10 protein-coding genes are annotated in these 13,288 nt (G+C 60.9%); 2 read left to right on the top strand and 8 right to left on the bottom strand.

Annotation, left to right across the window (positions count from 1 at the left end; translation table 11 throughout):
• Positions 1–56 precede the first annotated feature (56 nt).
• The 4 genes from FJ417_RS16875 to FJ417_RS16860 form a co-directional block, all read right to left on the bottom strand.
• The gene (locus tag FJ417_RS16875; RefSeq protein ID WP_140703688.1) at positions 57–563 is read right to left on the bottom strand and encodes a ferritin-like domain-containing protein; all 507 of its coding nucleotides are present in this window, start codon (positions 561–563) and stop codon (positions 57–59) included.
• Between the two features lie 482 nt (positions 564–1,045).
• Positions 1,046–2,452 (bottom strand): aldehyde dehydrogenase family protein, encoded by a 1,407-nt coding sequence (locus FJ417_RS16870; protein ID WP_140784257.1) that lies wholly within the window; start codon positions 2,450–2,452, stop codon positions 1,046–1,048.
• Positions 2,453–2,482: 30 nt separating this feature from the next.
• The gene (locus tag FJ417_RS16865) at positions 2,483–3,979 is read right to left on the bottom strand and encodes a nuclear transport factor 2 family protein (RefSeq protein WP_140784256.1); all 1,497 of its coding nucleotides are present in this window, start codon (positions 3,977–3,979) and stop codon (positions 2,483–2,485) included.
• Positions 3,980–4,025: 46 nt separating this feature from the next.
• Complete coding sequence (locus tag FJ417_RS16860) at positions 4,026–4,538, bottom strand: nuclear transport factor 2 family protein (RefSeq protein WP_181183241.1); 513 nt, start codon at positions 4,536–4,538, stop codon at positions 4,026–4,028.
• Positions 4,539–4,622: 84 nt separating this feature from the next.
• Here FJ417_RS16860 and FJ417_RS16855 point away from each other — a divergent pair, with 84 nt between their 5' ends.
• A complete protein-coding gene (locus tag FJ417_RS16855) occupies positions 4,623–5,468 on the top strand; it encodes a helix-turn-helix transcriptional regulator (protein WP_181183240.1) in 846 nt (281 codons plus the stop codon).
• Between the two features lie 58 nt (positions 5,469–5,526).
• Here FJ417_RS16855 and FJ417_RS16850 read toward each other — a convergent pair whose 3' ends face one another.
• The 3 genes from FJ417_RS16850 to FJ417_RS16840 form a co-directional block, all read right to left on the bottom strand.
• Positions 5,527–6,351 carry an ABC transporter permease gene (locus tag FJ417_RS16850; protein WP_181183239.1) on the bottom strand — a complete coding sequence of 275 codons (825 nt, stop codon included), beginning with the start codon at positions 6,349–6,351 and terminating at the stop codon, positions 5,527–5,529.
• Between the two features lie 191 nt (positions 6,352–6,542).
• Positions 6,543–8,063 carry a sugar ABC transporter ATP-binding protein gene (locus FJ417_RS16845; RefSeq protein ID WP_140784252.1) on the bottom strand — a complete coding sequence of 507 codons (1,521 nt, stop codon included), beginning with the start codon at positions 8,061–8,063 and terminating at the stop codon, positions 6,543–6,545.
• Positions 8,060–9,175 (bottom strand): substrate-binding domain-containing protein, encoded by a 1,116-nt coding sequence (locus tag FJ417_RS16840; RefSeq protein WP_181183238.1) that lies wholly within the window; start codon positions 9,173–9,175, stop codon positions 8,060–8,062. The genes FJ417_RS16845 and FJ417_RS16840 overlap by 4 nt, the downstream gene beginning before the upstream one ends.
• A gap of 334 nt (positions 9,176–9,509) precedes the next feature.
• Between FJ417_RS16840 and FJ417_RS16835 the strand changes: the two genes are divergently transcribed.
• On the top strand, positions 9,510–10,127 hold the full coding sequence (locus FJ417_RS16835) for a TetR/AcrR family transcriptional regulator (protein WP_140784250.1): 618 nt from the start codon (positions 9,510–9,512) through the stop codon (positions 10,125–10,127).
• Positions 10,128–10,686: 559 nt separating this feature from the next.
• Here the strand turns inward: FJ417_RS16835 and FJ417_RS16825 are convergent.
• The coding region (locus tag FJ417_RS16825) for an autotransporter outer membrane beta-barrel domain-containing protein (protein ID WP_140784249.1) at positions 10,687–13,288 on the bottom strand (2,602 nt) is incomplete at its 5' end.

The raw sequence follows: 13,288 nt of genomic DNA, 5'->3' as shown, positions 1-13,288 counted from the left end.
GCAAAGTTCCCTTCCTGCCTTCCTCGGAGAGTTGAGCGGCGGAGCCGGGTGGCCTGTCATTCCGCCGCCATGGCATTGACCTTGCGCTCGGCAATTTCCGACAGCTTGTCGTCAGCCGCTTTCTCTTCCTTGAGGGTCTCGGCCAGGACAGCGGCGCAGTCGTCTCGGCCGAGTTGCTTGGCCCACGCTATCAGCGTTCCATAGCGCGTCATTTCGTAGTGCTCGACGGCTTGAGCCGACGCGATCAAAGCAGCGTCGAGAACCTCCTTGTCGTCGACATCGGCGCTGACATCGTCGGCCTCCTCGAGAATGCCATCGATCGCAGGGCAATCGACCGCCTTAATCTTCTGGCCGTGCATCTCGAAGACCTCTTCGACCCGCGCGACATGGCCCTCCGTTTCGCGAAGATGCTTCTCGAACCCAGCCTTCAAATTGCCGTCTGAAGCCTTCTCGATCATCTTTGGCAGCGCTTTTAGGATCTGCTGCTCCGCATAGTAGATGTCCTGAAGCGTATGAACGAACAGGTCGTCCAACGTTTTGATGTCCTTCGAGAAAAAACCCATGATGGCCGCCTTTCGTTTGTGACCGCAATTGCTGGACTTCCAGACCGTGATGGGCCCGGAAGCCGCCTAATCACGAGGTCTGCTGAATGTTCCCCAGGCTCGATTGAGCGACTGGCTCGGCCGTGAGGAGTCACAAGCCGGATTCGCAGGCGGACGAGATGGCTCGGCGCAGGCCTTTGCCAAGCCCTTCGTAACGATTGATAAAATAACGACAATGGAGCAATTATGGGGAAGGTCGCCGCCAAGCGACGCTCGGCATGATTGATCCGCGAGTGAATCGCGGGCGTAATGTGAAGGCGCCGCGCCTCCGCCCAGCAAGCGAAACAAGCTCTCAGCCTGACTTTACCCGCTCGACCAGAGGTCTGGAATGCCATAAATCCCAGAAATTCCGCCATTATACTTGACAACTCGATTACGCTTCAGCTGGTTTGAATGATAGGAAGATTACTCTTCGTATTTTATTGATTTATATTTAGCTGCAGTCATGAAAAGATGACTTGGACCGAACTGTTCTCCTCAAGTCCAAGTTGCCCAAATTCGACGCCGATGCCGGAAGATTTGACGCCCCCGAACGGTGCGTTCGGCTGGATGGCGCCGTGCTTGTTGATCCAGACCGAGCCGCATTCGAGGTGCGATGCGATCCGTTTGGCTTCCCTGACATCTCTGGACCATACCGAGCCACCAAGGCCATTCACGCTGTTGTTTGCCTCTCGGATCGCATCGTTGACGTCGGCATAGCGGATGATCGGCAGGACGGGGCCGAACTGCTCCTCATCGACCAATGGATCCCCATTGGCGAGGCCGGAGACAAGGGTGATCGGATAGAAGTGGCCTGGACCTTCCTTGGCGCTTCCCCCGAGCAGAACTTTCGCGCCACGCGCCTTGGCGTCTTCCACCAGCCGCGTCACCTTGTCGAACTGGGCCCTGTTCTGGATTGGTCCCAGCAAGTTGGCCTCGTCCATGCCGTCGCCCATCGTGACCTTTGCGGCAAAGGAAACCAGGTTCTCGCAGACTGCGTCATGAACGTCGGCGTGCACATAAAGCCGCTTCATGGCAGCGCAGGTCTGCCCGTTGTTGATGAAGGCGCCCCAAAAAAGCCCTTCGGCAATCGCGACCGGATCGACATCTGGAAGGACGATGCCCGCGTCGTTGCCTCCAAGCTCGAGCGTCAGGCGCTTGAGCGTATCAGAGGCCGACCGCATCACTTTCTTGCCGGTCGATGTCGAGCCCGTGAAGACCAGCTTGCTGATTCCGGGATGTCCGGAAATCAAATCGCCGACATTGTCCTGGCCGGTGACGACGTTGACCACGCCGGCTGGCAGGCACCCGTTTAGAATCTCGACCATACGGATGGTTGACAGCGGCGTGTAGGGCGATGGCTTGATGACGACGGTGTTGCCCGCACGGATCGCCGGCATGATATGCCAGCAAGCAATCATCAGCGGCCAGTTCCAGGGGGTGATAGAGCCGACCACGCCGAGCGGCTTTCGATGGAGCTCGACGCGGCCTTCATCGTTGTCCTGAAGGATTTGCACCGGAAGTTCGAGGTCCGCGGTGTAACGGGTCCAGGCCATGGCGCCTGCGAGTTCGAAGCGTGAGCCCATCCCGCCAAGCGGCTTACCCTGTTCCAGGGTCAGCAGTGTCGCGAGCTCTTCCAGATGCTTTTCGATGGCATTGGCGGCATCATGAACGGCCTTCCTGCGGACTTCATTCGACGTCCTGCTCCAGCCTTCGAACGCCGCCCGCGCCGACGAGACTGCGCTGTCGATATCCGTTTTCTCTGCCTCAGGAGCTCTGCCTACGATCGCCGCCGTCGACGGATTGTACACGTTGAAATGGCTGCGCGCCGCGACCTGCACGCCGTTTATGATGTGACAGAAATCGTTCATCACTCTCTCCCGGGTACGATGCCTGTGCGCTCAGGACGATTTGCCAACGAACGGAACCGTGGTGACCTCGGCCTTCACGACGCCGAGCGGGTGGCTGACTTCGATCACATCGCCGACTTCGACCGAGGCATCGACCAGCGCGATACCGAGGCTGCGGTCGAGCGCGAATGAGTGCGCCGCCCATCGCACGACGCCGGGATTGCCTCTAGCGTCCTTGGCGTCCCAGAACCATTCCATGCGCGGAACCGGTCCTTCGATGAACAGGCCAACCGACTTGCGCCTGACGCCATCGGCCCTGATCCGTCTCAGCGCATCCTTGCCTATGAAATCGGCCTCGACGTCGAGATGGACGAACTTGTTGCCAAGATCCTCAAGCGCGTTCATGCCCGAATTGGTGTAGTAGCTGATGTCGGTCACGCCCCGCTCGAGCGCGCGGAAGATGTTGGGGCCCATGACCATGATATCGTAAGGCTCGCCCGCTTTCTTGACCGCGTCCCAGATGTCGGTCGCGCCCACCGACGACAGGGGATAGATTTCGAAGCCTTCGCCGCTGCTCCAGCCCGTGCGCGAAACGACCACATCCTTGCCGAGCACCGTTGTCCGCATGCATGTGTAGCTCTTCAGCTCCCAGACCGGGTCCGCGCATATCGCCTTCATGACCTCGATGGAGAGCGGGCCCTGAATCTGCATGGGGGCGATGTCCGGTTCGGACACTTCCACCTTCCAGTCCGAGCCCATCACGATGCCGCGCGCCCAAAGCGTGATGTCGGTGTTTCCGTGCGAGATCCAGACCGTGTCTTCCGATGGACGCAGCACGACCGGATCGCACAGGCAGATACCGTTCTCGTCGGTCAGCAATGTGTAACGGCATTGGCCGACCTTCATGGTGGACATGTCCCGGCATGACAGATAGTCCATGAACCGCAGCGCGTCGGGACCCTTGAGCTGGGTCTGCCGCTCAAGGCCGACATCCCACAGCGTAACGCCATTGAGCAGGGTGTCGTATTCCTGGAAGGGCATTCGCCCGTAGATCATCGGGAAATGCATGTTGTTGTAGACCATCCATTCCATGCAGCCCTCTTCCACGGACTTACCGAAATAGGGCGAGAGTCGATTGACGGTGAAGACCCGCTGGCGCTCTTCGGGGAACATCGGTCGGCGGTCCAGGTACTCCGTAAGCCGCTTGACCTTGCCGTCGACGAGCGTGATCTCGCCGACCATGCGAAAATCGACGCGATGCGGCGTGCCATCAAGCTTGCCGCCGGTCCCGACAACCTCTGCGGAGTAGTTGGCCTCAACAAAACCTGTCGCACCGCCGTCGATCGCCGCAGTGACCTCCACCTGTATGTTCTTTTGGCTGAGGGCCGCCTGCCGCATCTCCTTTTCGATGCTGGCGCGGCCTTTGGCCGGCTTGTCGGCCATGGGTACGATGAACTCCCCATCATCGGTGAACATTGAAGCGATCGCCGCGGCATCGCCAGCGATGAAATGGTCGCAATATCTGCGGAACGCTTGTGTGGGGGTCATGGCTATTGGTGCTTTCGATGCGTTTTCGACGGGAAAAGTGCGGGAGCTAAAGGATCGCCTTGTCTGACCAGAGGCGCTGATTGCGGCCGTCCATATAGAGACTGAGACGCATCAGGCGCTCCGAATCGACTTCCGCCACAATGGCGACGGGATGCACGTGCTGGACGCCGCCCCGCTCCGTTTTCAGCCTGCCGCTTGCAATGGCAACGATATCGTTGACCGCTGGCTCAGACAGTTCGAAGCGTGACGAAGAGACGGCCTCGAAGATCGCCTCATGACCGCGGCGCAGTTCTGTCTGTCCGAACAGCCGGTTCGGCTTCAGCATGGGAATCTCGACGAGTCCGCCATTGGAAAACAGCTCCATGATCGCGCCAATATCCTTCCGCGCGAAGGCGCGCACGTAGGCTTGCAGCGCGTCTCCCGGGTTGGAAAAAGCTTCTGTCTTCACAGCCATCCAGCGTTCCTCGCTATCTTCTTGCGGCGCGCAATTGCGACGCTCTCGGGTCTTGACTAAGCTATGGAGAAGACAGGCAAAATGCATGATGACCCCAGTACCCATGCGCCGTTTGTCGGAGGAACCACGACCTATGCGGAAGGAGGCCTTTTCAGACGCGGGCGTGTACGCCGATCCAGGCTGGAGCGCTTGGCGAAAGCCAGGGAAATGGTGACGCGATCCTCGGAAGTCACATTGGGACTGTTATCGCGTGCGCTCGACCACCGGGGCGAGGCTGACTTCCAGTTCCAACTCCTGGAAGCGTTGAGTTCCCTGCTGCATTGGAACTATCGCTATATTTTCCGCTATGGCCCCAACGAGCCGCCAGTTTGCCTGTTTCGAGAAGGCGGCGATTTTCATTCGTTCGATGTTTACCTGAGCGGTTTCTACCGGTTCGATCCGTTCTACCGGCTGTGCCTGAATGGTCCCCAACTCGGCGTTGAGCTGTTTCGCGACCACACCGTTGCCGAAAGAGGATTTCAGACCTACCGCGACCTGCTGACATCGGAAGGCGTGTCCGACGATATCGTCGTCATGCTTCCGGATTCGAATGGCGCTACCCTGGTTCTCTGCTGGGATCGCGCCGAGGGGCAGTTCTCCACGCGGACGGTGCTTTTGCTGCGCACCTATCTGGCGCTGGCAAACTCGATTCATCAGACGCATCTCGGTACGCCCAACGCGAACCCGACGGCTCAAACAGACCAAGTCTCAGACGGCTTGTCCGCCACGCACGGCGCGCCGCCTTCGCTTCTGTTCGATGTCGCGGTCGAAACCTACAGTCCTGTTAATCTTGCCCCGCGTGAACTCCAGATCGTGCGTCTATCGCTTCGAGGCTATCACAATGCCGCCATCGCGAAGGCCATGGGCATCAGCCATCAGGTGGTCAAGAATCGCAAGCGAATGGTCTATGACAAACTGGACATCACCTCCGAGCGCGAACTGTTCCGGCTCTTTCTCGACCACATCATGAGTGACGTTCGGGAGGACGCCGTTTGAGGCAAGTTGAGCCGCGTCGCGCCACAGACGGCCAAGCTCCCTTGAGGGCGGCGGCACTTCAGGCGCGGTTGCGACCCAGGAACTTGGAAAGACCGACACCGAGGATGAGGGCAAAGCCGTTGACCAGATCGTTGACGTAGACCTCGGCGCCGGCAAGGTTGAGACCGCTGTTGATGGTCGCCAGGAAGAACACGGCGACGATAACTCCGGCGACGTTGTAGGTGCCCGGCAGAATTGCGGAGGCGCTAAGAAACGCCGCCGCGAGGGCCGGCAAGGTGAAGGATTCGCCGACACGCGGGTTTGCGCCGCCCGTCCTGGCGATCTGGATGAAACCGGCGAAGCCCGACAGGGCACCGGATATCACGAAACTGAGGATCACCATGCGGGTCGTATTGATGCCGACGAGTTTGGCTGCCGAGATGTTTGAGCCGATCGCATAGAGATAGCGGCCGAACGGTGTGAAGATGATCACATATCCGAGAAGCAGCGCGACGATGAGAAGAGCGAAGAAGGGCAGCGGTATCCCGAACAGGGTGCCCGATCCGAATTTGGACAGGATCGGCGGAATGTTGCTGACGACGCTGACGCCGCCAGTCTTCCAGGTCACGATTCCATGGATAATGATCGATATGCCGAGTGTCGAAATCAACGAGTTGATTCCGGCGCGCGTGACCAGGACGCCGTTTACGACACCGATGGATGTGCCGATCGCGACCGCAAGCAACAGCGCCAGGAACCAGGGCATGCCTGCCGACATCGCGACCGCTGCAAAAATAGAAGAAAGCCCGAGATTTGCGCCCACGCTGACGTCGAACTCGTTGACGATCAGTGGGACGAAGGCTGCCAGCGCTACGATCGCCAAGACCGCCTGATTGGCGATCACGATGCGCAGATTGGCCGACGTCGGGAAGGTCTCGCGTGTCGCCGGCAAGAGCGTGAAGAAAATCGCGATCAGAGCCAGGAGTGCCACAAGAGCGTAGGCCTCGCCATAAAGGCGGAAGAACCTACGGGCGCCATACTCCCGCGACGCGGACTTTGCATTGTTCGTGCCGGTTGCGGCGAGAGCTGGTTCGGTCATGCTGCCACTCGCAGTTGGGTGAGTTCATGGAGGTGTTGTGTCGTGAGTTCGTTTCCGGACACATGGGCGCAGACCCTGCCACCGTTCAGCACCAGGGCGCGATCACACAGGTCGACAAGTTCAGAAAAATCCGATGAGACGACAATGGCCGCCGCGCCTTCCATCGCGGCGGCGCGGATCAGTCGGTGGATCTCCGCCCTGGCGCCGATGTCGACACCCTGCGTCGGCTCATCGAGAAGCAGCAAGCGCGGTTTGCGCGACAGCCATCGTCCGATCGTTACCTTTTGCTGATTGCCACCGGATAGTTTGTCGACGGCGAGATCGACGCGACGCGGTTTGAGACCGACCAGATCGGCAAGGCGGAGCGCCTCCCGCTTTTCGGCGTCGAAGCGCAGGCGCAATCCCGACCAGTATCGATCAAGGCTTGCAACGCTGAAATTGTTCATGACCGACAGGCTGGCAAATATTCCGTCTGCCATCCGGTCCTCGGGAACGAAGGCCATGCCGGCACGCACAGCGGCCCTGGGATCGACCGCGGTATACGGATGTCCGTCGAGCAGTATTGCACCCCCGGTCGGCCTGACTATGCCGAAGAGGGTACGCAGCAGCGCGCTTCGGCCACTGCCCAACAGTCCGGCGATACCGATGATTTCGCCGGCTCGTGCCGACAGGTCGACGCCGCGAAGCGGCCCGCCCTTAAGCCCTCTTGTCTCCAGCAGCATCGCGCCGGGGACCACACCCGCCGGCCTGCTGACAGCAGTGTGGTTGGGGCCCGCGATGAGCCGGACAAGCATCGCCTTGGTTATTGAATCGCCGGAGAGATTCCCCGCGACCTTGCCATCACGCAGCACCGTGACGTGGTCGGCAAGATCCATGACCTCCTGAAGATGATGGGTGACGATGATGATGGTCTGGCCGGCAGCCGAGAAGCGGCGGAGTGCTGCGGCGAGCCTGTCCGCTTCCGCCGCCGACAGCGCCGAAGTGGGCTCGTCCAGAACCAGCAATCCGCTCGATTCGCCCTCCTGATCCTGCAGGGCTCGGGCGATCGCCACCATCATCTGGGCCGCCGGGCGCAAATTCGAGAGAAGTTGATCCGGATATGCCTCGATGCCGAAGCGCTCGAGCACCTTGTTGGCCCTCCGCCTGACACTCGACCAGGAAATGCGTCCAAACCCGGCCGTCTCGAAGCCCCTGCCTATTGAAAGATTTTCTGCCACCGACAAATGCGGGAATGTCGAGGAATGTTGGTGCACGACGTGGATCGAGCATTTCTTCGCCGTTGCCGCCGAAAAAGTGGACGCGGCAAACTCGACGCCCCCGAGGTCGATCCGACCTGCGTCGGCTCCGACGACACCGGCCAGGATCTTGATCAGCGTCGATTTGCCCGATCCGTTGCCGCCGAGCAGCGCATGGATGCTTCCCGAGGATACATCGAACGATACATCCTCCAAAGCCCGGGTCGCTCCATAGGCCTTCGAGATTGCGTGCAACCTGACGGCGAATTTAGCCGCATTCATTCCGTGATGCCCCAGGCTTTCTTGTAGGCGGCGACGAAATCCGTCGAAGCATTGAACGCACCAGCGGTGCCAGCGTTGTGATCCTTGTCGAAAACTTGCAGGCCAGCCCCCGAATTGACGGCCGGTTGCCCGTTGAAGACCCTGTTTAACGCGTCAACCGCGGCATAGCCTTCCCAGGCGCTGGGAATTCCGACGCCCGCACTGACCTGCCGGCTGCCTGCCCGCACAAGATTCATCGTTGCCTCCTGGCCCTCCGCGGCCACGACAACCAAATCTCGTCCGGACGCTTCGATCGCCGGTCCGACTCCGCTCAGGATGACGGAATCCGCAGGAACAATGAGGCTGTTCGCATTGGGGAAGCGCAACAATGCCTGTTCAGCAAGCTGTTGCAGTTGCGGGCCTTGGGAACCGTAGCTGAACGACACTTCGTGGACAGTGCAGCCTGGGCAGCGTTTCAACTCTTCGATCGTGGCTTCGCTCGTCAGCTTTGAAACGAGCACCTCGTCGCTGACCAACACAATGGCCTCAGCCTTGCCCCCGGTCTTGGCGATGACGTAGTCGGCCTGCCAGGCACCATATTTCTTGACCCAGGGAATGAGATCGCCCTCGACATAGGTGACGGCAGCGTCGAACAGGGAAGGCTCGCCCGGATCGCTGACGCTGCAGTCCACCCCCTCGATACTGACGATCTTCAGGCCGGAGTCCTTGGCCTCCGCCAAAGGTCCCTTGACGCCGTTGCAGTCGGCGCCGGCGAGAACAACCGCATCGAACTTGCCGGCGATCGCCTGCCTGATGCCGTTGGCCATGACGGCCGGATCATATTTTCCATCGAAGATCGTGGTGTCCCATCCCAACAGCCGGCCCGCTTCCTGAGTACCTGCTGCCTCCGCCGCGCAGAGACTGACGTCCTGGCTGCAGGAAACGAACCAGATCTTCTTGCCGGTGACCGGTTTGGGGCTTTCAGACGGCGGCAGCCGGTAGCTTCCCGTGTAGAGATCCTGAAGAGATGGGAAATCCGAAGCGCCCGCCTGACCCGGCATGAGCCAGCCTGAGAAGGCTCCAATCAACGCCGCGCCAAATCCGGATAGCGGTGGCCGTGAACGATGCGACATGTTCTTCCCCTTGGTTGGTTTCGTGAATCGCATGGTGGTTGGTAAATGGTTGTCTGGCCTTGTCTCGCCTCTCCCGGCGAAAGAGCGGCCAACGTCAGGGCGATGAGCGGACGCCCAATCCCGGCTGTGGATTGAATTTGTATCGAGCCTGCCGTCCTCCTCCGACGTGAAAATCTCGCCACCGCTGCGGCCACGCGGTAGTTAATGTGTTAACAAACCTCACTCAATGTGTCAATTGACCTATAAACAATACGCCGAATACCGTCTATACCGTTCTCGTGAACGCGAGGACGCAAACGCCTCGAACTGCTAGTCGAGGGAAACGGAGGGCAAGATGGATCAGCGGGTCAAGGGCAAGAAGAGGATGGCGGCCGGCGAGCGCAGCGCCCAGATCGTAGACGTCGCGCGTGCGATCATGATCGGCGACGGCTATGGCGCCCTCACCCTGCGGGCCGTTGCCTCCGGCTGCGATGTGAGGATCGCCACCGTCCAACATTTCTTCGGCAACAAGGCAAAACTCTTCGAGGCCGTCATCGACTCCATTACGCATGACTACAACGAAGCCTTTGGCCGCCTCGAAAGCGAGACTCTAGGCAATGCAGAGACCAAGCTTCGGCGCATGCTGCATTTCCTCATCGAGGACAACAAGAACGCCCACACCGCCGGGTTCTTCTACGAACTCTGGAACCTGGCGCATCGCGACCCCATCGCCAGCAAAGCGCTGGATCGGCTGTGCGACGAGCAGCTTGTCCGCTTCCGCGATCTGATCCTGCGCATAAGGCCCGAACTCTCCTTCGACGCCGGGCTGCAACGCGCTGCTGTCATCATGGCCGCTACGGATGGACTGCTGCTGACGGTTGGCTACGGTCGGAGTCCGCCGGAAGCGCTTCGAGGGTCGGGCCAGGATCGCCTGGTGGATATTTTGATGCACGTGGCAACGGCACAGGCCTGAGGACATCTTGCCCGCTATTTGAGGGCTGTTTGTCGTGATCGCGCCTGCATGACGAAGGTGGAAAAGTGGACCACATCGGCGTCGCTTGGTTCCTGCCCCGTGAAGCTGCGCAGATAGGCCGCAAGGTGGCCAAGGCGAGTCTCCGCCGGGAGGCGCTTTACACTGGTAGCTGGTACCCGTTCCTTGAGTCGACTTTGGCGAACCGCTTCGCAAGCTATTGGTTTATAACGATTATGTTAGTCGCTGAGGGTCTGAGACTCCTTAAAAATCAATGGTTTAGCGGATGGTTAGCCAACCCATATCCTTCGTATCGTCCCGTATGGTCCGGGGAACCGAACAACAAGAACACAGGGTGAGGCTGCGCTCACCTCCCGCTACGAAAACAATGCATGCGGTACTGCGTACGTTGGTTGCGGGGGCACGCAAGCACCAACGCCGACATTCGCCGATCGTGCCGTTTGAGAACCGTCTGATCTTTGTTTCCGTCTTCAAAGGTCGCTCCGCCGGGAATGCGAGCAGCCACGTGCATTCCGACCGAGAGTGAGCAGATGGTCAGCTGCTACCAGCGCACGCTGAAGCCGAGCTTTGCACCGATTGCCCGGCTGTCACCGACGTTTTTCAGGCTCGATTTGGCGAAGGCCTCGCCGTAGACCATGTAGCGGTCGTCGGCCCAGGAGAGCGACCCGCCGACACCCAGCCCGCCCCAGAGCGGCTGGTCGTGCTCGTGCAGCGCCGTGCCGGAAACATCGACGTCATTGCCGTCGAGGAAGTCATAATAGAGGTTGGCGATTCCGTAGAGATGCGAGCGGCTGACCTTGCCTTGAGCGCCCGTCCAGGCATCCTCATAATCGAGCGACAGGCCGGCGCGGCCGATCAGGGCATCGCTGCCACCCAGCGACACCGCCGCATCGAACGGATCGGTGAAGCTGCTGAAGCGAACCGAGGAATAGGCGAGCTGAGCCTGCGGCGTCAGCGTCCACTTGCCCTGCAGCGCAAGTTTCTGTCCGGCCTCGATGCTCAGCGCATAGCCAAAGCCGTTGTTGCCCTTGGCAAGCTCGCTGCCCAGCGTGGCGGACCTCAAGTCGCTGTCATACCAGGTCATCTCGCCCTGAGCGTCGGTGTAGAAGCCGTTGTCGCCATAGCAGGTCAAGGTTCCGCCGAAGCCATAGCCGGTGGCCTGGACGGAACCGGCGCCGTAGATCGACGAGATGTCCGACGAAGCCGTTCCGTAGTGGAAGGTGAGGCCGCCCAGAAGAATTCCGGTGGCATCCTCATAAAGCAGCCCGTCGATGCCGGACTGCAGCTTCCAGGTGGTCACGTCATAGTCCGAGACGGTGGTCGCGCTCCCAGGGCTCTGCCTTGTATGCGCCGCCTCGATGCGCGCCCAGATCGCGCTCTGGGTTGGGACGCTGCCGATCTCGTCGGCGCCCTGGCTTGCTCCCGTCCACGAGCGGTTGCCGACGCGCTGCTGCAGGGTGCCGAGTTCGTTGAGACTCTGCAGCACGCCGGGATAGGCCTCGTAGATCGGCACCGCCGGCGAATAGAGCGGATTGTTGATCAGCGCCGAGCGCAGATACCAGTCGCCGTCGGCCGGCGTGCTGACGCCGTTCTGATAGAGCCGATAGGCGTAGGCGCCGCTGACCACGGCCTGGTCGCCCTGGAAGACATAGTCGCCGGCAAGCGTGAAGGTGCCCGCCGAACTTCCATCGACGTCCACGATCTTGATGCCTTCCACTGTCTGGACCCCTGCCCCGCCGACATTGGTGACCGAGAGCACCGAGGTGCCCGAGGTGCTGCCATGCACAACCAGCCTGTCGGTGGTCGAGCCATCGCCATCGAGCGTGGCATTGAGGAAGATGGTTCCGTCGGCGCCGACGTAGTCGCCATTGATGGTCAGCACCGTGCCGGGTGCCGCGGCGCCGAGGCGCACGGAGCCGCCATTGTTGAGCGAGGCGACGGCCTGGTTGAAGCCGCCGAGATCGAGCGTCGCGCCGGAAGCAACGGTGAATGCAGAGCCGGCGCCCAGCACGTCCGCCGCGCCCGCCTTCAGCGTGCCCTGCTGGACGGAAGTCAGTCCCGAGAACGTCGAGCCTCCCGCCGTCAGAACAAGCGTTCCCTGTCCAGCTTTGTTGAACGCGCCAGACCCGGTCACAGCCCCGTTCAGGGTCAAGGTGGTATCGGCGGCGGTCGAGATCGTGCCAGAGCTCATCACGTTGACCGCACGCGAGGTGGCGAAGCTGCCGGTCGTGCCGAGCGTGCCGCCGTCGAAGGAGAGCGCTCCGGCGGCATCACCCAGATTGGCGTCCTGCGAGACCCGCAGCGTGCCGCCATTGATTGCCGTGCCGCCCGTGTAGCTGTTGATACCCGTCAGGACCAGCGTGCCGCGATCCGACTTCACCAATTGTGCGTCCCCAGAGAGGACGGAGGCGATCGTTGCCGTCATCTCCGCGCCAGCCGCCGTGCCGTCACCAACGACTATGCTGCCGGACGGCCCGACGAGCTCGATCCCGTCGCCCCGGACGATGTAACCGTCGGTCATGAATTGCATGCCCGATGCGGCCACCTGGCCCAGGCTGTCGTCCACAGTTACGGTGCCGGCCTGTCCGGCGAAGATGGCGAAGGAGGCATCGGCGAAGCCGGCATTGGCCGTACCCGTCTCATTTGCCCAATTGTCATTGCCGGCGGCCGATTGCCAGACGCCGTCGCCGCCATTGACCGCGCCATTGTTTTTCGGCCCGGTATTGCCGTCCCAGTAGTTGAAGGTCAGGCCTTCGGTGTTGACGAGGTTCACCTGGTGGTCGATCGAGGTCTGGATCGAATAACCCGACGATGGGATCGCCCCGACGACGAGCCCGTTGTTGGTCAGCGTGCCATCATAGCTGAAGACGCGATAGACGCCTGGCCCGAAGGTGCCGCCGGCGCTCACGCCGACGTTGAGCGTGCCGTCGAGCACGAGATTGCGGCCGACCGTAGTCAGATCGTTGAGCGCTCCGCCGGCGACATCGGCCTCACCGAAAGAATAGTTGAGGACCGCGCCGCTGGAGAGATTGAGGTTCCCGGCGATCGCCAGCGTGCCTGGTATCCCGTCGGCAGAGCCGGGCGACAGGGTCGCGCCGTCGGCAACCGTGACATCGCCGCCGATCGAGCCCTTGCCGCCAAGC

This window comes from Mesorhizobium sp. B3-1-7 (assembly GCF_006439385.1).
In the GTDB taxonomy this organism is placed as follows: Bacteria; Pseudomonadota; Alphaproteobacteria; order Rhizobiales; family Rhizobiaceae; genus Mesorhizobium.
This window is presented reverse-complemented; position numbering and strand designations above follow the sequence as displayed.